This window comes from Chryseobacterium cupriresistens (assembly GCF_046614675.1).
Taxonomy (GTDB): Bacteria; Bacteroidota; Bacteroidia; order Flavobacteriales; family Weeksellaceae; genus Chryseobacterium; species Chryseobacterium cupriresistens.
In genome coordinates this window covers 427,454-448,533 of the sequence record NZ_JBKKJT010000001.1, presented here as the reverse complement: position 1 = coordinate 448,533, position 21,080 = coordinate 427,454, and the positions used below count along the sequence as shown (strand labels likewise).

Genomic DNA, 21,080 nt, shown 5'->3' with positions numbered 1-21,080 from the left:
AAACCTGTTAGGTTTCTTATTGGCCCTAATTTCAACGAGAATCAATCCTCTTTTCTGATCGTAATCCTGAAAGTACTCCCCTTTCCTACTTCAGTCTGGGAAATCTTAATATCTCCATTGTGGTATTCATGAATAACTCTTCTTGCCAGTGACAATCCTAGTCCCCAGCCTCTTTTCTTGGTAGAATATCCGGGATTAAAAGCATTTCGTGCCTGCTGTTTAGTCATTCCGCTTCCATTATCTTTTACTTCAATTAAAATATTCTTATTTCTTTCAAAGACAGACATGGTAATAGAGCCTTCACCTTTCATCGCATCCACCGCATTTTTTACCAGATTTTCAATGACCCAGCTCATCAGAATTTTATTGTGAGGAACCAGAACGGTATACGTAGGAAGATTAAGCGTAAAATTGATCTTTCTGGAGATCCTTGTTTTTAAATAATCATAATTCTCCTGAATGGTTTCATTAAAATTTCTGTCATTCAGTTCTGGAACAGAACCTATTTTTGAGAATCGCTCTGAGATCGTTCTGAGTCTTTCAATATCTTTTTCTATTTCATGTACTCCTTCCGAATCCGGATTATCAAGCTTCATAATTTCCATCCACCCGATCATGGATGATAAAGGAGTTCCGATCTGATGTGCAGTTTCTTTAGCCAGACCCGCCCAAAGATATCCTTCATCCGTCTTTTTAATAGTTTTGAAAAACCAGAAAGAAAAACCAAAATACAGCAAAATAAACAACCCTAAAATATAGGGAGAATAGCGAAGATTATTAAGCAGACGCGAGTTGTCATAATAGACAAACTGATTATTTCCATCCGGCACTTTAATCTCGATAGGATCATAATTTTTCTCCATATTCCGGATCAGATCCTGTAGTTTTTCAGGATTCTTAATCGTACTTTCAGGAATATTTCTATAGTATCCGAGGTCAAGAATCGGGTTCTTATATTTGTCTGTTACAATAAACGGAATGGTATTGTTGATATTCAGGATATCCGGCAGCAGATCCAGAACATCAGTATCCGGAGTTTTAACCTCCTGTTGTATTCTTATCGCTTTGGAAAGAAGACTGATCCTTTTGATCTCCTCTTTTCTGAGAAAATTAATAAGCGATGTTGAAGCCACTACAATGGCGATCACCAAAGTAGTCATCACAACAAAAATGATCCAGTTATTCAGTCTGGTGAGGATGGATTTTCTCAAAGGTATTTTATTTTAAAACATTCAGGATTTTCTGCAGCTCAGTATTTCCGCTTCCCTGATAGTTGTTGATGATAATCGAAAATACATATTTTTTCCCATCTTTTGCGGTGTGGTATCCGGCAAAAGATTTGGTATCTCTCATGGTTCCGCTTTTCATTTTCATACCATTATCCTGAACCGGAAATCCATCATAGTACGCTTCAAACCATGATTGTTTTTTAGCATATAAAAGAGCCTGCACTTCTGCTTTTGCGGACACATAATTCTGGGGGGAAAGTCCGCTTCCATCTGCAAAGTTGATCATATTAGGATTAATTCCTCTTGATTTCCAGAATTCTTTCAGATAGGCAACTCCGCTTTTAAAGCTTGAATTTCCTTTTTTCTCTTTTCCTAATGTTTTAATTAATGTTTCTCCATACAGATTGATACTTTTTCTCAGAAACCAGTACACTATTTTATCAAGAGTCGGAGATTGATAAGTCAGGAGAATATTATTTTTTGGAGCTGATAAAGGATTTTTTCCATCTATTTCAAGCTGAGAATTCGTTACAGCTTTTCCAGAAAGTTCAATTCCTGATTCCTTCAGCCATTGTTTTACTTCTGCTGCCAGCTGTAGTGGCGGATTGGGAGCAGAACCGGAAACCGTTACTGTTTTTCCAGCCGGAAGCATTCCATTAATCAAAGCGACATCAGAATGAGGAGCGGTAAAGATCAAGCTTTGATCCGAGTTTCCTCCTGTTTTCAGGTCATTCAGCCACTTTACACCCTCCAGCGGATAAGAAAAGCTTTTAAAATCGGTTCCATTAATATTGATATCAAACTGGTTCTCTTTCCAGTTGATTCCCCATACACCCGCACCATAGTAATTCCCCAGGTCATCCCACGGCCAGCCTCCCGGAATCGTTTGATGATCAAAATAAGAATCATCAATAATCAGATCACCGGATATTTTTGTTATCCCTGAATTTTTGATAGCATCAATCAGTTTCCTTTTAAAATTTTCGGGTTTATAGCCATCATATCTCCAGCTTCCCAAAGTAGGGTCGCCATTGGAGCTGATGAAAAGGTTTCCATTCAGCGTTCCTCCGGAGATATTTCCGGAATAGCTTGAAGTGGTGGTAAAAGTATAGTTTTTTCCTAAAGTTTCCAGTGCAGCTCCTGCCGTGAAAATCTTTTGTGTAGAGGCAGTAGAAAGACCTTTATTTCCCTGATATTCATATAAAAAGTTTCCGTTTTCATCGGAAACATAAAAAGATAAGCTGGAAGATACTGCTCCTGAAGAATCCATAAGATCCTTTGTTACTTTATCTAATTTTTGGGCTATATTCTGTGCAGCAACCATCTGTACAGAGAGTATGAGAACTGCAAATGTTTTTTTCATTACATTGTTATTTGGGTCTGCATGCAAAGGTTTCCAATACAGTTTACAAAGAGTATACGGACCTTTTTCTATTGATTTAAATTCTGATCAAATATAGTTAAAATAAAAGCTTTTCATACTCACTGAGCTCTTCGGAGGTGAAAAGTATCTGATGGCCAGGAGATTTTTCAAATGAACGATCATGTTTGAAATATTTCTCATAATCATCTTCATCTATAAAAATGTCCATCTGGCATTCCTTTATATAGTTTGATTTTTCCCCGTAATCCTGAATAAAATATCCTGAATCATTCCAGGGTTCATGATGACATCGCAGACAATTTCTTTGGTGCACAGCTTTATAACCGCATATTTCACAATTCCGAAGGTCCTGAAATATTGCTGAGATTTCATTCTGGTTTTCTTCTGGAAAAACAGACAGGGGAACGCTTCTCAAAAGCAGATAATAATTGGGTTCCTGCCATGAAAAATAAAAACTCTCTTCATGATGGGTATAAAGCCATAAACTCTGAAGATCATATTCAATCTCGGCTTTGGCAATATCTTTACTATTCAGAACGCTCTCATTATTTCTTTTGATATTCTGTTTATCATCAATCTCAATAACGGGCTGCTGCTCCAGAAAATGGTCCAGGCACAATGTTGTCTGCCATGAGCCTATTGCTCTCATTTTCCCTTCGCTGCCACAGATTTCACAAGTCTTTACCGATAATTTCGAATACTTATCTTTGATGTTTTTAAGCTTGTTATTGAGTATTTCATCCTCAGAATAGGTATAGCATCTCAATTCACCAAACTTCTCCTTTCCAAAGACACGGTATTCCATATTCCAGCCTGCCAAAGCAAATTCATACAGCAATTTCCGGATCAGTTCATTCCATCCGGTACTGTTCACTGAAAAATTAGTGAGATTGCGTTCTATGAAAAGATTAATTTCATTTTCGCTCATTAAAGTCTGCTTCCTGCTTCTATTTCGTAAGGCTCTTTTCCTTTTTCAAAAATCCTTGTCAGTTCACTTCCTTCTACAGTAATGGAATCATTGGTTCTTCTGATCCAGTTCCCTTCTCTGAGACCAACCACTTTGATATCATTCTGGGTAAGAAACTCCTGAATACGGGTTTCTCTGGTTTCTCCGTTATGCTTTAAGTCGGGATTAGGATCAAGATAATGCGGATTAATATTGAAAGGAACCAATCCCATACAGTCGAAACTTGGCGGATATACAATCGGCATATCGTTCGTTGTCTTCATATTCTGGCCTCCGATATTGCTTCCTGCGCTGCATCCGAGATAGGCTTTTCCTTTTGATACATTTTCTTTCAGGACAGACATCAGCCCTTCTTCGTGTAATGTTTTAACCAATAAAAAGGTATTTCCGCCTCCTGTAAAGAAACCTTTTGCCTGATGAATGGCTTCCTTTTTATCTTCAAATTCGTGAAGACCTTTCACTTTTATATCGATGGTTTCAAAGAAAGAACGTGCTTTTGCGGTATAATCATCATGGGAAATTCCACCTGGTCTTGCAAAAGGAATAAATACAATTTCATCAATTCCGTTATAAAGTTGGATTAATTCTTCTCTTAAGTATTCCAGATATTCTCCACCAAAAAGTGTAGATGTTGAAGCTAATATGATATTCATACCACGAAATTTATAAGTATTATTAAAAACGAATCACAAAGATAGCCTCAAAGATCAACGAATCAAAAATTAAATTAAAAAAAACATCAATCCCGTTAATATTTTCTAAAAAAACTTAAAGCCTCTAAAATTTACGGTTTTGTGGAATTATTATTGAATTTTAGATTTTGACTTTAAAATATAAGATTATGAAAATGAGTAAAATTAATAGCCTGTTTTTAGGCTTAATACTAGCAGGAAGTGTAAGTCTTGTAAATGCACAAACGACTCAGCCTGAAACTTCAGCAGCAACGAGTCAAACAACTAATCCAACTATCGAAGATCTTAAAAAACAGATCGCGGCCAATCCAAAGGATGCAGAATCATTAGCAAAACTGGCTAATGCTTATCAGGAGGTTTCAGACTGGCCCAATGCGATTGATACCTGGAAAAAAGTATCAGTTTTATTACCGGACTGGGCTCCGGCTTATTACAGCCAGGCTTATGCCTATCAGTCTGCAAAAGATGATGCCAACGCAAAAATTGCTTACGAAAAGTATATTGCAGCCGTAAAACCTGAAGAAGTGGAGCAAAATAAGAAAAATCTGGCGTACGCTTATTTCTATCTTGCCTTTACAGAACAGAAAACTGATCCTAATAAAGCAAAAGAACATATTGCGAAATCGATACAGTATGATCCTACCAATCAGGATGCTGTGAAGCTTAGCAAAGCATTAAATTCTTAGTAAAAAAGAAAATGCCGGAAGTTTTTCCGGCATTTTTGTTTAATGATTAATGAGTTTTAGATCTACTCAATCATTTTTCCAAAAAAATCTGTTTCACCATGTAGATGCCTGATGATTTTCTCAATATTTCTCTGAATACTGGCTTCGGTTTTTAAATTATTGATATACCTTACCAGCTCATTTTTTCTTGAGGGAGTCAGCTTTTCAAAATTTTCCGCAGCTAAAGCACTTTCTTTGATTGCCTTTTCTAATTGAGGATGAACAGGTATACTTCGGTCGGAATCATCATATTCCAGAACAACTTCAATAATTTCCCCGATTCTTTTGGGAGAATTTTTCAGCATAATCAGATTCACGTAAAGCCTCCACTCACCTAAATATTTCATAAGATTTTGTTTGAATTCTTTCCCGTTCACCGTTCCTTTGACAGCAATAGGGCTCTTATTTCTCCCGGATTTTTCAAAAATCGTTTCCAATATTTCTTCCGGAACAAATACAAAAGGATTAATTCCTATGATTTCCAAAGTGGCGCTGAAACTATTGTTTTTCATGGATGGTATTTTAAGTTGGTCTGGCTGGAAGCTGGAAGCTGGAAGCTAGAAGCTAGAAGCTAGAAGCTAGAAGCTAGAAGCTAGAAGCTAGAAGCTAGAAGCAAAAATAACAGTTTGACGAATATCTAGGGAATTTCTTTTTTTATTATTTCAAAACCATTACTTCATACACTCCCACAGCCAAACCCGTTTACCCTCAAACCCTCTCACTCTACCCCTGCAAACCCAAAAACCCGTAACTTAAAATTCATACCTCATAACCCAATTAATTCCCTATATTTGTATCAATAAATCTATTTATCAAAATGAAATTTTTTATTGACACAGCTAATTTAGAGCAAATCAAGGAAGCAAGAGACCTTGGAATTTTAGATGGTGTAACAACCAACCCTTCCCTAATGGCAAAAGAAGGTATTCAGGGAGCTGAAGCCATCAAAAACCATTATAAAACGATCTGCGAGCTTGTAGACGGAGATATTTCTGCGGAAGTTCTTTCTACAACGTATGAAGAAATGATTAAAGAAGGAGACGAATTGGCTGCTATTCACCCGAATATCGTTGTAAAAATTCCGATGATCAAAGATGGAATCAAAGCTTTAAAATATTTTTCCGATAAAGGTATCAAAACTAACTGTACATTGATCTTCTCTCCGGGGCAGGCTCTTCTGGCAGCTAAAGCAGGAGCAACTTATGTTTCTCCGTTCTTAGGAAGATTAGATGATATTTCTACAGACGGTTTGAACCTTATTCAGGAAATCAGATTGATTTTCGATAACTATATGTACGAAACTGAAATCCTGGCAGCTTCTATCCGTCACTCAATGCATATTATCGACTGTGCTAAAATCGGGGCTGATGTTATCACATCTCCACTTCCTCCGATTTTGAGCTTATTGAAGCACCCATTAACAGACAGCGGATTGGCTCAGTTTGTTGCAGATTCTCAGAAATTAGCATAATCACTGATCCTTGTTCAAACATAAAAATCCCGGAACATTGTTCCGGGATTTTACTTTATAGTGATTCTGTATATTATTCTTCCGGGATATTTTTTACTACCCTACACGGATTTCCCACGGCCACTACATTCTCAGGAATATCTTTCGTTACCACACTTCCAGCTCCAATCACAGAATTATTTCCGATAGAAACTCCTGGAAGTACAACCACATTGCCTCCCAGCCATACATTATTACCTACTTTGATAGGATGTGCATATTCCAGTCCTTCATTTCGCTGTTTCGCGTCAAGCGGATGACCTGCCGTATAAAAACTGCAATTGGGGCCTATAAACACATTATCACCAAACTCTACTTTGGCACAATCCAAAATAACCAGATTGTGATTGGCGTAGAAATTCTCTCCTACGGTTATATTATATCCGTAATCACACCAAAAGCTGGGTTCTATACAGATATTTTCTTTTATACTACCCATAATGCTTTTAAGCAATCGGAATCTGTTTTCGGAATCGGAGTTTTTGAGAGCATTATATTCCTGACACAAATCTTTGCATGCAATGCGTTCTTCTATTAATTCTTTATCGTAGTTGGCGTTGTATAAAAGTCCGGCTGCACATTTTTCCTTTTCTGTCATAAGATATAAAGTTTATTGCTTATTGCTTATTGCTTATTGCTTATTGCTTATTGCTTATTGCTTATTGCTTATTGCTTATTGCTTATTGCTTATTGAAAGATAAAAAAATATATTATAACATCATGAAATTGATATTTGTCCCATTTTATTTGACTTCTTTTGTCAAACAAAAACAGGATGACACGTATGCCATCCTGCAGATATTAGAAAATATAATTTTTAATTTACCAGATCCGGTTCTATCGGATTGTTATCTTTTTTTAGGGCTTCTTTAGTATTTTTTTCTATTTCCCTAAGTACCTGATTGGGATCTGAGATTTCTTTACCGTCTCCTGTTCTCAGCTTAAAACTAAATTTCGTATTGCCATCACCATTTTTCATCAACATTTCTCTCATATTCTTTGCCGGATCATTTATATAAGCCTTCCATACTTTTTTGAACTGATCTTTTGTGACTTCCAGTTCTTTTCCGCCTATTCCCAATACTTTTACATGATCAGGCACCTGCATTTCCGAGTCAGCAGCCGGAGTATTAATCGTTTTATTACCTATCATCGTCATGATATGAGATCCGGTGGTGTCCTCAATCTTTACGATGAGACCGGGAAGACCGTAAAAGACATAAGGTCCATCCTGAAAAGGAAGATCTGTTGCAAACCAGGCTATCCATTCCCTTCCTCCAAAGCTGGCAGTGGCTTTCTGAGCCTGATACGCTCCTATTTTTTGTTTCTCGTCCAATATTTTCCATTCCGGTTTCTGATCTTCTTTTATTTTATATTTATCTGTAGAAATGCTTCTGAAAAGATAGGTTTTGAAATCAGGATATTGTTTGGTAACTTTATAAGAAACCTGCCCGGGCTTTTCCCGTCTGTTAACACTGATATTTCCACCTCCGGCTTTTAACTGTTTTTCAAGTTCTGCCTTTCCAATAGAATCTGATACAAATTTATCACGGCTGTAATAGCTTGATCCGTTTTTATCAATATCGAGCATCATCATTTCCGTCTTTACATCTTCCTTATTATTGGAATCCGGAATAAACTTGTATTCATAAAAAAACCTGTTGACCTGTGCACTGACAAACCCACCCAGAAATAAAAAAAATAGAATTTTACTTTTCATAATGTATGTTTAAAAAAAGGCTTTGCCAATCTGACACTGACAAAGCCTGATGGAACTTATTTCTTTGTTTCGATTCTTACTTCCCCTTGCTTAACATCTCCTTTTTTATGAGTATTGACATTAACTTTCGATATATTGCTTGTATCTAATGAGTTAACATCATCCTTAGAAACTTCCCTTCCGTCAATATAATACTTGTATTGTACATCATCATTACCGCTTATTCTGAAATTTTTCACCCCATTCATGGCAATATTTCCGTTGCCATCTTTTTTGATAAAATCAGCATTCATTACAATTACATCAGGTTTACCATCAAATTTAATAAATGCTCCGTTTCTAAAGCTGACAGATCTTTTCTCTGCTTCTGCACGGGCTTTTTCAACTTGTTTTCGGATTTTTTCCCCATCAATTCTGATTCTTTCAGCCTTCACTCTGATTCTGTCTCCTTCAGCTCTTGCTGTTTCACCTTCCACTCTGGCTTTTACCGCTTCTTTCATCGCATCTCTGGCTTCTGCCATTGCTTTGCGTACTTCTTCTTTTTCTTTAGCACTCAGATCCTTATAATAAACAGTGTTATTATTTTTAAAGTAAACTACTTTGGGAGCCTTTGGGGCTAGTGGAGCTTCTGGAGCAATTGGCGCCAGAGGTGCATCCGGTGCATTAGGCGGTGTGGGCGGAACGATGTGTTTTACAGCTCTTGCAGCCTCTCTTCCCGCTTTTTTAGCTGCTCTTTTTATTTTGCGAAGTTCTTTCTTATCAAGAGGGTCCATATTTTCAAGTTCCTTCATCTGATTTTTCCATTCAGCAGAATTGAAATATTTATCAACTTCAACTTTGGCCGCCATCTCTCCTATCTCTGATGCCAGATTACTTATTTCTTCAATTTTATCACTGAAGGCATCACTTTCCGGATCCAATCCTTTCAGTTCCTTCTCTTTTTCTTTTATCTTTTTTTCAAGATCAGTTAATTTTTTGTGTTCACCAGGTGATAAGGTTTTTAATTCCGGGATATTTCCCTGAACCGATTTTTCAGGTCTGATGGTATCTTTTTTTATTTCTGAAACTGCTTTTTTAATAGAAAGATTGGTTTCTTCGATTTCTCTGTTCTTCGCATTTACCAGATAAGCAAACGCTACGGTAAATAAAACCGGCAATGCAAGAATTCTTCGCGCATATCCGAACTTGGTTTTTGGTTTTTGTAACATTTTAAGTCTTTTTTTAAGGTTTGAACTTAGAAACGGACTGGCAGCAGGCAACTGTGTTCCGGAAAAGTGGCTTGCTAAAAGCATCTGCGCAAATGCTTTGGTGTCCGACTGCTGTACGGCTTTTTTATCCGCCAGGTATTCGTGGATGAGATTAATTTCTTTTTTGATGATATGAAAAAACGGATTGAACCAGAACACAGAAGTAATAATCTCAATAAAGATCTTATCAAAGGAATGTTTCTGCTCAATATGCACCATTTCATGCTTTAAAATCTGTTTTCCGATATCAGAATGCAGGGTAATTGTATTCTTCCAGAACAGGTTTTTAAAATAGGAAAATGGAGCTTCATTAAGGTCTGTACGGTAAAAGTTGATCCCGTCAAAGCTTTCTTTCTGAAATTGATTTTTAAACTGCTGGATTTTAAAAATCCCATACAGCAGCCTTCCTAGAAAATAGAAAGAAACCAGTCCCAGAGCTGAAAAAATAATGTTAAAATAAAGGTTACCATTGTTTATATTTTTTTCTGAATTAAAATTCTGAATTTTGTCAAGAAGCATATATATATCATTATTCACCTCTATCGTAAAATCATCTACTCTGATGAGTGGCAATAACAGGGATATCACAATTGCTGCCAGCAGATAAAATCTGTTATAATGATGGAATGTCTTGTCCTTTAAAGACAATTGATAATACAAAAATGTTACACCCGAACATAAAATAATTTTTCCAAAGTATAAAAGTATTGCTTCCATAGGTTTTAGTCTTTATTTTTGAGTTCGTCCAATAGCATCTCAAGATCTTCTACCGTCATTTCATTTTTTTCTACCAGAAACGAAACGGCACTTTTGTAAGAACCTTTGAAATAGTTCTTTACAAGGCTTTTCATGGTTTTCCCGGAATACTGTTCTTTTGAAACCAGCGGAAAATACTCATGCTGTCTTCCATGTACACGATAGTCTACAAATTCTTTGTCTTTCAACACTTTTAAAATGGTAGATACCGTATTGGTATGGGGCTTGGGTTCCGGAAAAAGATCAAGAACATCCTTAAGAAATCCTTTTTCTATTTTCCATAAATACTGCATTACCTGTTCTTCTGCTTTTGTTAAAGTCTGAATTTTCATATCCTGTTCATTTATCAGTTATCGTGATATAAACCTTTTGACTTTTATATCACTAAGAAATTAGTTATACAAATGTAGAAATAAAATTGAATCAAACAACTATTTTTTTAGTGATAAACACCAACAAAACATTAAACGCCTGATAATCAATTGAATAAAAATAGTTAAAATATATTAAATTTTTAAGAGAGTGAAAATATAGCCTGCTTAATCGATAGAAAAAGAAGCAATTCAGAGGTAAATTCTTAAAACTTGTTAAATTTTATTAAATAAAATTAAAATGAATTTGTTTTAACCGGGAAATTATATTTATTTTAGTGCTTTAAAAATTTCTCATGAAAAGATATAATTTACTGATTGTACTATTACTGCTTATTTTTAATGTTACTACAGCACAAAAGAAGGGTTCTCCTGCTGCCGATCTTAGCATACTGAAAGATACAAAATCAAAAATCGAAGCTACCGTTCCATTGGTTATTCAACATCTTCAGACGATCGCTACAAAAGAAGGCGATAATAATATTGTGAATAACGGAAAGATTGCTTTGGGTAGAGAATATGGTATTGTAGAATCTGAATGGTTTTTATACAGAAACAACATGAAAAACTGTATCCTGAACAATTCATCTAAAAAAGCTAAGAAATGTATGGAATACCATAACAATATGATGAGAGGAACAATGATCAATTACAACAATTATATTACCAACCTTACAAGAAAAAACGGTTATCTTGGAGTTGAAGGAGATACAAAATTCGATTTCAAACCTGCTGATATCGCTACAAAACTAAGTGAAGCTTATTTCAATGCCAATGATGCTGCAGGCAGAATGAAAGCGGATCAGAAAAGAGACTTTCTGGGACAGACCATGTCTGATGACAACAAGCTTACTCCTTATGCTCAACTGGCTCAATAATATTTAAATATATTTTAAGAATACAAAAAGAGAATGACGATCGTCATTCTCTTTTTGTATTCAAAAGCAAAAAATCTCCGCCGGAAAAAGCAGTTTTGTGGTACTAATCATAAAACCTTGGGGAAAAAGTAGAAAATAGGCAGAGATTTTTTTGCATACGCTCTACAGATCAACTGTCCTACCCATGATCTGTAAGAGCTTTACAAAAATAGGATTATACCCTTCTACTGGCTGAAAATACCTGTAGAATTAAACGTTCAGAACTGTAGAAGTAATACTACTTGTCCTTATAGAAGTAAAAGTAGCTGAAAAAGCTGCACTATGATCAGTACTGAATAGCTTTATTCTACTTCCACCAATGGTAGTAATTATGTAGTCCGTCATATTCAAACCCGCAGCGTGGGTACAGTGTGTTTCCTATATCATTCGTTTTTTCGGTTTCAAGCATAAGTCCACACGCTCCTGTCTCTTCACACCATTGTTTACTTCGGTCAATTAGTGCTACAGAAAACCCTTTTCCTCTATAATCCGGATGAACAAAGAGATCACTTAACAGCCATTGTTTTTGTAATTTGGTATAGTGAAATAGTTTATAAAGCTGTACAAAACCTACTGCTTTGCCCTCTGCCATTACAAGAAAAATATCAGATTCACTATTTAAAAACCTTTCTTTGAGAAAAGCCTTCCCCTTTTCAACGTCTGATTCCTGTCTGTAAAAAACACGATAAAGATTGAACAATTCAGCTGTTTCATCAAGATCCTCAAGACTTGCTTTTTTAATAATGTAATTCATCGTTATATCTATTTTTATTAACAAGGCAAAGGTAGCCTTAAACAGGACCAGTGGTATCATCCAGAAATATATTAAATCAATAGGCCAGATACTTTATAACTCTTTATTCATCTATAAAAAACCACATGTTTCGGATTGTATTGTTCTGAAGAACTATAGATTTTTGCAGAATAAAATCAAAACAATGAAAGATATCATTCATACAATCAAGAATATTGACTGGGAAAGCCTTACGGAAACAATGCATCAAAACGGCTATGCCATCATTGATAATCTGCTGTCAGAAAACGAATGTGAAAAACTGAAATTGGATTATGATCATCCAGCTTTTTACCGGAAAACAGTTGTCATGGCCAGACATCGTTTCGGATTGGGTGAATATAAATATTTTAACTATCCATTACCTGAAATTATTCAAACCATACGAAAAACTATTTATCCTTATCTGGCGCCTGTTGCCAATGCATGGTTTAAAGCTTTACAAATAGACATCCAGTTTCCTTCAGATCATCAGGAATTCTTAGACCAATGTCATCTTAACGGGCAGCAAAAAGCGACGGCTTTAATTTTAAAATATGGAAAAGGCGGATTCAATACGCTGCATCAGGATTTATATGGAGATATTTATTTTCCCATTCAGATTGTTTTAATGCTCAGCGAACCCGGCAAGGATTTTACGGGTGGTGAGTTTGTGCTTACCCAACAGATTCCCAGAGCTCAGTCAAAGGCTATTGTTCTGCAACCCCAAAAAGGAGATGTTCTTATTTTTACGACTCAGTTTAAACCAGAGAAAGGAACCAAAGGCTATTACAGGGTCAATATGAAACATGGCGTAAGTGAAGTTAAAGACGGAAACCGTTATGCTTTGGGTATTATTTTCCATGATGCAGCCAGTTAATTATTAAACGTTATCAATAGATGAATCATGATTCAGCATTCTCAACTATCATCTGAAAACCTTAGAAGTAAAATCCATAGCAGGGAAATTCGTTTTGGAGGAAATAAAAAATTAAAAATCTACGGATTACTCAGTTGCCGTTCAGGAAAAAGAATGAAGAAAGAGAACAGGGTTTTCTTTGCAGATGAAAAAGAAGCATTACAAAACAATTACCGTCCGTGCGGTCATTGTATGAAAAAAGAAGCTTATAAAAAATGGAAGGAAATGAATACTGATTAAATCAAATTTCCGTGGGGTTTCATTTTGCCTGCAATGGCCAGGAAATAAAAAGAGAAGCAATATGATATTGCTTCTCTTTCGTTTAGTAGCGGGAACCGGACTCGAACCGATGACCTTCGGGTTATGAGCCCGACGAGCTACCTACTGCTCCATCCCGCGGTATATTTTTAGAGTGTTTACCGAAAACACTTGCTTAGTAGCGGGAACCGGACTCGAACCGATGACCTTCGGGTTATGAGCCCGACGAGCTACCTACTGCTCCATCCCGCGGTGTATTTTTAGAGTGCTTACCGAAAGCACTTGCTTAGTAGCGGGAACCGGACTCGAACCGATGACCTTCGGGTTATGAGCCCGACGAGCTACCTACTGCTCCATCCCGCGGTGTATTTTTAGAGTGCTTACCGAAAGTACTTACTTAGTAGCGGGAACCGGACTCGAACCGATGACCTTCGGGTTATGAGCCCGACGAGCTACCTACTGCTCCATCCCGCGATATTGGATTGCAAAGGTACGAATAATTTTTACAAATCCTAATTTTTCTTTTAAATAAAGGACTTTTATAAAAACTATTTTATTATTTGTATCTTTGTTTTATGGCAAAAATATTAAAAATTTATCCGGACAACCCACAGGAAAATCTTGTGAATGAGGTTATTAAAACTTTAAACAATGGCGGGCTGATTATCTATCCTTCTGATACGATTTATGCTTTAGGCTGTAATATTTTTGATATAAAAGCCATGGAAAAGCTGGCTCAGCTCAAAAAAATGAAGCTTGACAAGTCTAAATTCTCAATTATCTGTAATGATCTCAGCCATCTTTCTGACTTTACAAGACCTATTGATACATCAGTTTTCAGATTTCTGAAAAGTCATCTTCCCGGGCCGTTTACCTTCATTCTTGAAGCCAACAAAAGTTTACCTTTAGCCTATAAAGGCCACAAAACAATTGGTATCCGTGTTCCGGATCATCCGATTCCGCAGCTTATTGTTGAAAAACTTGGCCATCCCATAGCATCCACTTCCATTAAAGATGATGATGAAATTATCGAATACTCTACCGATCCTGAACTTATTGCTGAAAAATATGATCATCTGGTAGATATCGTCATTGATTCAGGATATGGTGATAATGTAGCTTCTACTATTGTAGACCTTACTTCAGGAGAACCGGAAATCATCCGTCAGGGAAAAGGGATCATTTAATTCAAGGTTCAAAGTTAAAGTTCAAGGTTTAGGGTACTGAATTATGAATCTTACCGGGAAATATGCTGTAGGAATTTTACTCACTTTTGTTATTTTAGCGGCAGCGATGCTCTATTCTTTTCCTGCTGTTACCACAATAACGGGAATAAGAGGAATTACAGAAACCAATTTCTTTCTCAGCAGAATTATACTATGGATCGTTCTTATCATTGTATTTCTATACAATGTCTTTATTGAGAAAAGTGCTTTTTTTCTTAGAAAGGAGAAGAAATATTCCGCAACATTTTACATCAAAGCTGTTGTGAGCTTATATTTTATCTGTCTGATTGGCGGAGCGATTCTGAATGCAGTCGTCATGTTCGTTACACAGGAAAAAATAAGTGAGAAGCTTCTCAACCTTGTTCCCATTCTTAGAAATAATTATTTTTTAGTTATTTTTACGTGCCTTACGGCTGCTATTGTAGAGGAATTTCTGATGCGGGGCTATATCCAGCCCAGGATTGAAAAAATCTATAATAACCCGACAGTTGCCATTGTTATTTCAGCTGTCTTATTTGGAATTCTGCACAGCACTTACGGTACCATAAGCCAGGTTCTTGGACCTTTTTTTATCGGAGTCGTATTTGCTGTATTTTATAAACGCTATTCAAATATTAAAATTCTGATCATCTGTCATTTTATGATTGATTTTATTGCAATGATGGTCATGAATTGTATTGATATTAAACACTTATCTGTATTTTAACATTATGAAAATTATAACATCTCCTGCCAAATTAATGAACACGGAAAATTCAACGGATCTGTTGAAAACCACTACTCCCAAATTCATTGAAGATGCAGCATTGATACAATCTTATTTAAAAGAAAAATCCCCAAAATACCTTTCCGAGCTTATGGAAATATCCCCAAAGCTTGCTGATGAAAACTGGGAAAGAAATCAAAAATGGAAGTCCAAACCTACAGCAAAAGAATCTGCTCCTGCAATGTTTGCCTTTACAGGAGAGGTTTACAGAGGTCTTGATGCTAAAACACTGGATAAAAATGCTGTAGATTACCTTCAAAAAAACTACAGAATCCTTTCCGGGCTTTACGGCTTACTGAAACCATCTGATAAAGTAATGCTTTACAGACTTGAAATGGGCCGTCCTTTTGAATTTGAGCAATATAAAAACCTATACGAATTCTGGAGAGAAAAGATTACAGAGCAGTTGAATTCTGAGATGAAAAAAGGAGAAATCCTCCTTCACCTTGCCAGCAACGAGTATGGAAAAGTAATCGACAGAAAAAAACTGAATCACAAAGTCATTGATTTTGATTTTTATGAATTAAAAGATGGAAAACTGAAGACCATTGTTGTGTATACAAAGCATGCCAGAGGTCTTGTGGTTAGATTCTGCGCAGAGACCAATGCCAAAACACTGGAGGATGTAAAAGCATTCAACTATGAAGGATACAGAATTGATGAAGAGAAGTCTACAGATACAAAACTGGTTTTTACAAGATAAATGACAATCTCAGGATTTAAAAAATATTTCAAAACAGAACTTTCCGATCTTTATACAGACTCGGAAAGTGTGTTTTTATCGTCTTTATTCATTCATCAAATCGTAGGTTTCGATTCATTTCAGCAAAGAAGATTTGCTGAACAGGAGCTTCTGACTGATGATAAGGAAAAACTGTGTTTTCTTGTTTCAGAACTTAAAACCGGAAGACCTTATCAGCAGATATTAGGAGAAACAGAATTTTACGGAATGAAATTCTTTGTGGATGAAAATGTTCTGATTCCCCGCCCTGAAACAGAAGAACTATTGGAAATTGCTATCAGGGAGATTAAAGGTTCAAAGTTAAAGGTTCCAGGTCTAAAGATTTTGGATATAGGAACCGGAAGCGGAGTTATTCCATTGGTTTTAAAGAAACATTTCCCAGAAGCAGAGGTTTCATCTATTGATTTTTCTGAGAAAGCTTTGAAGACAGCCCAAAGAAATGCAGAGTATCACCAATTGAAAATCCGGTTCATTCATGCCGACTATCTTAATTTTGATCTGGCTGAAAATTATGATATCATTATTTCAAATCCGCCCTATATAGGAATTGAGGAGGAGATTGAAATTGCTGATTCTGTGAAAGAATTTGAACCTAAAATGGCCCTTTTCTCCCCTACTTCAGATGCTTTGATCTTTTACAGAAAAATTGCGGAAGATGCTGAAAAGTATTTGAATGAGAACGGACTTGTATTCCTTGAAATCAATCAGAAGCTGGGGCTGGAAACACTCAGTCTTTATCAGGATTTTCCTAATGCACAACTATTGAAGGATTTATCTGAAAATGACCGATTTATTTATGCAGGGAAATAAGTAATTTTACCTGTTTAAATACTGAACCTATGAAAACTTTACTATGGAAAATTCTCATTTGTCTTTCACTGATTATGCAACTGGTATCCTGCCAAAAGCATCCTCGGGATGTGGTGAGTAAATATTATAGTAAAGGAGAGTTCAACGGTTCCGTTTTGATTGTGAACAACGGCAGGATTGTTTGCGATACGGCTTTGGGTTTCCGCAACTTTGAAAAAGGGCTGAAAACAGATAAAAATACCTCATTTTACATTGCATCCCTCAGTAAACCCTTCACTGCAGCAGCTATTATCATGCTGGAGCAAAAAGGTTTATTGAAGTTTGATGATAAAGCATCCCGGTTTATAACGCTTCCTGAATATGCCAGAAACATTACGATCAGACAGCTTTTGCATCATACTTCAGGAATCAGGGATTATGAAAACCTGTTTTCTAAAAGAGGATTAACGAATCAGGAGGTAATAAACTGGCTGTTTGATCTTAAAAATCTTGATTTTGTTCCGGACAGCAAGTTTAAGTACAGCAATACCGGATATATTGTTCTTTCTCTGATTATTGAAAAGGTTTCAGGTAGATCATACAGTACATTCATCAATGAACAGATTATTACTCCATTAAAAATGAATAACACTTATGTGTATGAACCTGGGACAGTTATTCACAATAGAGCACTCGGATATAATGAACAAAAGCAGCCTGATGATTATTCAATTTTAACAACCGGTGACGGTGGAATCTACTCTACTCCTGAAGATCTCTATAAATTTGATCAGGCTTTACGAAACAATTCTTTTATTAATAAAGAAAATATAAGTATGATGTATTCTCCTTTCCAGTTATCTGACGGACAAATATCAAATTACGGCTTTGCGTGGTACATAGAGAATAAAAACGGAGAAAAATCAGCAATGCATACAGGTGGCCTGGATGGTTTTAAAGCTTTATTCTGGAGAGATTTGGAGCATAACAGCTGTATTATTGCACTTACCAATCAGAGAGATGCATTTCCGCCACACCACTTTCTACATGACATAAAAAAAACAATACAGTAAACATGATTATTCAGCAACACGAAATCAATTCTATTAAAATTGCAGAAATTATTTCTGATGACATCATTATCCGGTCTGCACAAGACGGGTTGGATCTTATGGGAAATATCTATTATCAGGGGTTTGACAAAGTTATTCTTCACGAAAAAAATATTACTCCAGAATTCTTTGATTTAAAAACAAAAATTGCTGGGGAAATTCTACAGAAATTTTCAAACTACCGCATAGGACTGGCTATTGTTGGCGATTTCAGTAAATATGAAAGCAAAAGTATGAGGGATTTTATTTTTGAAAGTAATAAAACAAATCACATTAATTTTGTACAAGCATTGGAAGATGCTTTAGCTAATTTTTCAAAATAGTCTATTTTTCAATTCTTTAGATACAAAAACGGAAAAATTTTTCTTCAATTTAAGCTGTCACTACCCCAACATCATCTGTTTTTTTAATTTCTTACCACAATACAAAGATGTACATAATAAAAATAATCTTACCAATTGGTAAGCTTGTGTAAAAATTCAATACAAATTACACTAATCATTAAGAGAAGACTAGAATTAATTCTATAACCATAAACATCTGAACATTTCTTTGTACATTTGCAAAAAACACGAGGGAATATGAATCTTACTTATTTAAGAGCTTATACGGCTACATAATCATTTAATTTTTCAACCACCCAGGTAGGTATAGGATATTTCTTTATGAAGCATACTTGCTATATCTGTTGATGAGCTTTTGAACAAAAGTCTCGTCTGGCTATTATTTGAGCAAAACAATTCATTGTATTAATGGACTTGTTGGTTATATCTATTGCCTTTATGAAATTAAGCCTTATAAAGATTTCTTCCTGTAAAAAACAAAAAACACACAAATAAAAATTATTAAGACATCATGATTAAAAAATTATTTCTACCAATCGTTTTTGCAAGCTCGCTTTCTTTCGCTCAAGTAGGGATTAACACATCTACCCCTGACCAGAGTGCGATTCTGGATGTTTATAGTCAAAATAAAGGAATGCTGATACCCAGACTGACTACAGTACAAAGAGATGCTATTGCCAATCCTGCCAACTCGCTTCTTATCTACGATACAGATAAGAAATGTTTAAGTCAGAATATCGGTACTCCTCTCAAACCGGATTGGCTTTGTATCAGCAGCAATGCCGTAAAAATGTTTTATATGCCTAGTGTTTCTTTTGACACTTCCATCACAGCTACTGGCCGGACTAAAGATTTGTATACATTGTATAAAACACAGTTTGGATCTCCAAAAGCAAAGAGTACCAGTGCTCCAGCTTCTATTCCTTTTTTCCCGTCCAGTAAAGATCTTTACTATTATGTAACCGATGCCGACCCTAATGTATTCAGTAATATTTCTATTTCTGATGACGGAGTTATGACTTATGATGTAAAAGCTGCAGCTACTGACTGTTCTTTTATCAATATTGTTTTTGTTGTTAAATAATTGAGTTATGATAAACAGCAGCTCAATTTTACGGTACAAAAGGTTTTTGTTTACCTTTTCCTTATTTGCCTGTTCTCAAAACATTCAGGCTCAGAACGAACAGGGAACCGGTTATCCTTATTTTGTAAACTTTACTCAGGGATTACAGCCACAGGAAGCCTATAAGGTAGCTACCAGCGGTGTTCAGAATGACGCAACCTTTACCACAGACGGGCTAAGGCTCACCCGAAGTGTGAATAATATTTCAGGAGGAGTGATATTGGCGGATAAAATATTCAAAAGTGATCAGGGAATCAAGTTTGAATTTGAATTTGCCATTTATGGAGGAAATACCAACGGAGGAGATGGAATTTCCATATTCCTGGTAGATGGTTCTATTCCTAAAGATCAGCTTAACCTCGGATATTTTGGTGGAGGATTAGGATATAGTTTTGTACGTGGAGGAGAATCTACGGAAGGACTGAGAGGTGGTTATCTGGGAATAGGTCTGGATGAATACGGAAATTTTAAAACAAGTTTTAAACAAACTGAAAGGATCAGAAACGGAATATTTGGGGTGGGACTGGCAGATGGTCGCAGCAACGTTTCATTAAGAGGAAAGCGTGGAAACCAGTATCTGTCTTCAGCTGAGCCTGCAGGATATAACGGTTATCCGCTGCTTTACAGTATCGCAACCAATGCTTTACCAACCAGCAGCAACCGATCTGCTTATCTGGATACGGCAACAGGGAAATATATCGGGATTAAAAATACAGCACTTCAACAGTTCAGCATTGAAAGTGGCGGAACTACAATTCCTCAGAATGAAAATGATGCAAGATTCCGTAAAGCATATGTTACCCTTGTTCCCAATCCGGCCGGCGGTTACAATATAACCCTGGAAATCCAGCACGGAACGGTGAAAGAAAAGGTGATTGACAATTATTACTACCCTACTTCGCTGAAATATACCGAGACTACCATTTCCAACACTACGGTAAGGACTCTGGATACTTCGCCTCCTTCTACTTTCAGAATTGGATTTGCAGCATCTACCGGAGCTGCTAAAAATATACATTTACTGAAAAATCTAGGGGTTACAAGACCTTATGCTGCTGAAGTAACAGATGATTTGTTTGCAGGCTGCCCGGGGATAAAGTCAACGTATTATCCTTTGCTTAATGATGCGGCTTATTCTTCAGCTAATGGCCAGAATCCTCCAACCCTTTCCTATAACAACCTTGATTTTAATTCATTTCGTTTTTTAGATAATAACGGAGCTGTAATTCCCAATATAACAGGCGGTGTCTACACCAATAGTCAGGGAACATGGACTTATTTCCCAACTACCGGAGCACTTTCTTTCAAACCTGCGGCAGGATTCACAGGAGTAGCCCAGATACAGTATGATATTAAGGGAGGTGGAAGCAATGGTACTGAAGCACCTTACAATAGTGAAGAATACAGATCATTGCCGGCATTGGTACAGGTTAATATTTCAACTGCCAATAACTGCAGCAAAGCCTGCGTTATTTCTAATAAAAATGTAACTCAGAAAATAATAAGATAAC

23 protein-coding genes and 4 tRNA genes are annotated in these 21,080 nt (G+C 36.3%); 13 read left to right on the top strand and 14 right to left on the bottom strand.

The features are described 5' to 3' along the window. Positions 1-41: 41 nt before the first annotated feature. From ACLI50_RS02135 to pepE, 4 genes are all read right to left on the bottom strand, one after another. Positions 42-1,211 (bottom strand): sensor histidine kinase, encoded by a 1,170-nt coding sequence (locus ACLI50_RS02135; RefSeq protein WP_238349588.1) that lies wholly within the window; start codon positions 1,209-1,211, stop codon positions 42-44. Between the two features lie 7 nt (positions 1,212-1,218). Then, complete coding sequence (gene dacB, locus ACLI50_RS02130; RefSeq protein WP_343640604.1) at positions 1,219-2,592, bottom strand: D-alanyl-D-alanine carboxypeptidase/D-alanyl-D-alanine endopeptidase; 1,374 nt, start codon at positions 2,590-2,592, stop codon at positions 1,219-1,221. Positions 2,593-2,689: 97 nt separating this feature from the next. After that, positions 2,690-3,541 (bottom strand): hypothetical protein, encoded by an 852-nt coding sequence (locus ACLI50_RS02125; RefSeq protein WP_411413055.1) that lies wholly within the window; start codon positions 3,539-3,541, stop codon positions 2,690-2,692. Then, a complete protein-coding gene (gene pepE / locus ACLI50_RS02120; protein WP_110010963.1) occupies positions 3,541-4,233 on the bottom strand; it encodes a dipeptidase PepE in 693 nt (230 codons plus the stop codon). Before pepE ends, ACLI50_RS02125 begins: the two co-directional genes overlap by 1 nt. Positions 4,234-4,427: 194 nt before the next feature. On the opposite strand from pepE, the gene ACLI50_RS02115 reads away from it, so the two are divergent. Further along, on the top strand, positions 4,428-4,958 hold the full coding sequence (locus ACLI50_RS02115) for a tetratricopeptide repeat protein (protein ID WP_411413054.1): 531 nt from the start codon (positions 4,428-4,430) through the stop codon (positions 4,956-4,958). A 62-nt stretch (positions 4,959-5,020) separates the two neighbouring features. Here ACLI50_RS02115 and ACLI50_RS02110 read toward each other — a convergent pair whose 3' ends face one another. Then, entirely contained in the window at positions 5,021-5,509 is a 489-nt protein-coding gene (locus ACLI50_RS02110; RefSeq protein WP_202838787.1) for a YdeI/OmpD-associated family protein, read from the bottom strand. 305 nt (positions 5,510-5,814) lie between these two features. Here ACLI50_RS02110 and fsa point away from each other — a divergent pair, with 305 nt between their 5' ends. After that, complete coding sequence (gene fsa, locus ACLI50_RS02105; protein ID WP_002978975.1) at positions 5,815-6,468, top strand: fructose-6-phosphate aldolase; 654 nt, start codon at positions 5,815-5,817, stop codon at positions 6,466-6,468. A 73-nt stretch (positions 6,469-6,541) separates the two neighbouring features. On the opposite strand, the gene ACLI50_RS02100 is transcribed toward fsa, so the two are convergent. From ACLI50_RS02100 to ACLI50_RS02085, 4 genes are all read right to left on the bottom strand, one after another. Continuing rightward, entirely contained in the window at positions 6,542-7,105 is a 564-nt protein-coding gene (locus tag ACLI50_RS02100; protein ID WP_110010966.1) for a sugar O-acetyltransferase, read from the bottom strand. A gap of 219 nt (positions 7,106-7,324) precedes the next feature. Further along, positions 7,325-8,227 (bottom strand): GLPGLI family protein, encoded by a 903-nt coding sequence (locus ACLI50_RS02095; RefSeq protein ID WP_411413053.1) that lies wholly within the window; start codon positions 8,225-8,227, stop codon positions 7,325-7,327. 56 nt (positions 8,228-8,283) lie between these two features. Beyond that, positions 8,284-10,191: a M56 family metallopeptidase gene (locus ACLI50_RS02090; protein ID WP_411413052.1), complete on the bottom strand. Its 1,908-nt coding sequence runs from the start codon at positions 10,189-10,191 to the stop codon at positions 8,284-8,286. 5 nt (positions 10,192-10,196) lie between these two features. After that, entirely contained in the window at positions 10,197-10,562 is a 366-nt protein-coding gene (locus tag ACLI50_RS02085; protein ID WP_202838784.1) for a BlaI/MecI/CopY family transcriptional regulator, read from the bottom strand. Between the two features lie 335 nt (positions 10,563-10,897). On the opposite strand from ACLI50_RS02085, the gene ACLI50_RS02080 reads away from it, so the two are divergent. Then, positions 10,898-11,479 (top strand): hypothetical protein, encoded by a 582-nt coding sequence (locus ACLI50_RS02080; RefSeq protein WP_110010969.1) that lies wholly within the window; start codon positions 10,898-10,900, stop codon positions 11,477-11,479. 346 nt (positions 11,480-11,825) lie between these two features. Here ACLI50_RS02080 and ACLI50_RS02075 read toward each other — a convergent pair whose 3' ends face one another. After that, on the bottom strand, positions 11,826-12,272 hold the full coding sequence (locus ACLI50_RS02075) for a GNAT family N-acetyltransferase (RefSeq protein WP_202838782.1): 447 nt from the start codon (positions 12,270-12,272) through the stop codon (positions 11,826-11,828). 184 nt (positions 12,273-12,456) lie between these two features. Here ACLI50_RS02075 and ACLI50_RS02070 point away from each other — a divergent pair, with 184 nt between their 5' ends. Both ACLI50_RS02070 and ACLI50_RS02065 read left to right on the top strand, forming a co-directional pair. Beyond that, entirely contained in the window at positions 12,457-13,170 is a 714-nt protein-coding gene (locus ACLI50_RS02070) for a 2OG-Fe(II) oxygenase (protein WP_411413051.1), read from the top strand. Positions 13,171-13,197: 27 nt separating this feature from the next. Next, positions 13,198-13,449 (top strand): Ada metal-binding domain-containing protein, encoded by a 252-nt coding sequence (locus tag ACLI50_RS02065; protein WP_202838780.1) that lies wholly within the window; start codon positions 13,198-13,200, stop codon positions 13,447-13,449. 86 nt (positions 13,450-13,535) lie between these two features. Here ACLI50_RS02065 and ACLI50_RS02060 read toward each other — a convergent pair. From ACLI50_RS02060 to ACLI50_RS02045, 4 genes are all read right to left on the bottom strand, one after another. Next, a tRNA-Met gene (locus ACLI50_RS02060) sits at positions 13,536-13,608 on the bottom strand. Positions 13,609-13,646: 38 nt separating this feature from the next. Further along, a tRNA-Met gene (locus ACLI50_RS02055) sits at positions 13,647-13,719 on the bottom strand. 38 nt (positions 13,720-13,757) lie between these two features. After that, positions 13,758-13,830, bottom strand: a tRNA-Met gene (locus tag ACLI50_RS02050). Between the two features lie 38 nt (positions 13,831-13,868). Then, positions 13,869-13,941, bottom strand: a tRNA-Met gene (locus tag ACLI50_RS02045). Between the two features lie 101 nt (positions 13,942-14,042). Between ACLI50_RS02045 and ACLI50_RS02040 the strand changes: the two genes are divergently transcribed. The 8 genes from ACLI50_RS02040 (at position 14,043) to ACLI50_RS02005 (ending at position 21,079) form a co-directional block, all read left to right on the top strand. Further along, positions 14,043-14,654 carry an L-threonylcarbamoyladenylate synthase gene (locus ACLI50_RS02040; RefSeq protein ID WP_202838779.1) on the top strand — a complete coding sequence of 204 codons (612 nt, stop codon included), beginning with the start codon at positions 14,043-14,045 and terminating at the stop codon, positions 14,652-14,654. 43 nt (positions 14,655-14,697) lie between these two features. Beyond that, entirely contained in the window at positions 14,698-15,399 is a 702-nt protein-coding gene (locus ACLI50_RS02035; RefSeq protein ID WP_202838778.1) for a CPBP family intramembrane glutamic endopeptidase, read from the top strand. Positions 15,400-15,403: 4 nt separating this feature from the next. Beyond that, positions 15,404-16,162 carry a peroxide stress protein YaaA gene (gene yaaA, locus ACLI50_RS02030; protein ID WP_202838777.1) on the top strand — a complete coding sequence of 253 codons (759 nt, stop codon included), beginning with the start codon at positions 15,404-15,406 and terminating at the stop codon, positions 16,160-16,162. After that, positions 16,163-17,011, top strand: a complete 849-nt coding sequence (gene prmC / locus ACLI50_RS02025) for a peptide chain release factor N(5)-glutamine methyltransferase (protein WP_202838776.1) — start codon at positions 16,163-16,165, stop codon at positions 17,009-17,011. It begins immediately after the preceding gene. 29 nt (positions 17,012-17,040) lie between these two features. After that, entirely contained in the window at positions 17,041-18,063 is a 1,023-nt protein-coding gene (locus ACLI50_RS02020) for a serine hydrolase domain-containing protein (RefSeq protein ID WP_411413050.1), read from the top strand. A gap of 2 nt (positions 18,064-18,065) precedes the next feature. After that, on the top strand, positions 18,066-18,425 hold the full coding sequence (locus tag ACLI50_RS02015) for a DUF4180 domain-containing protein (protein WP_202838774.1): 360 nt from the start codon (positions 18,066-18,068) through the stop codon (positions 18,423-18,425). 532 nt (positions 18,426-18,957) lie between these two features. Continuing rightward, positions 18,958-19,530 (top strand): phage tail-like protein, encoded by a 573-nt coding sequence (locus tag ACLI50_RS02010; RefSeq protein ID WP_110010981.1) that lies wholly within the window; start codon positions 18,958-18,960, stop codon positions 19,528-19,530. Positions 19,531-19,537: 7 nt separating this feature from the next. Beyond that, positions 19,538-21,079: an L-type lectin family protein gene (locus ACLI50_RS02005; protein WP_238349586.1), complete on the top strand. Its 1,542-nt coding sequence runs from the start codon at positions 19,538-19,540 to the stop codon at positions 21,077-21,079. Position 21,080 lies beyond the last annotated feature (1 nt).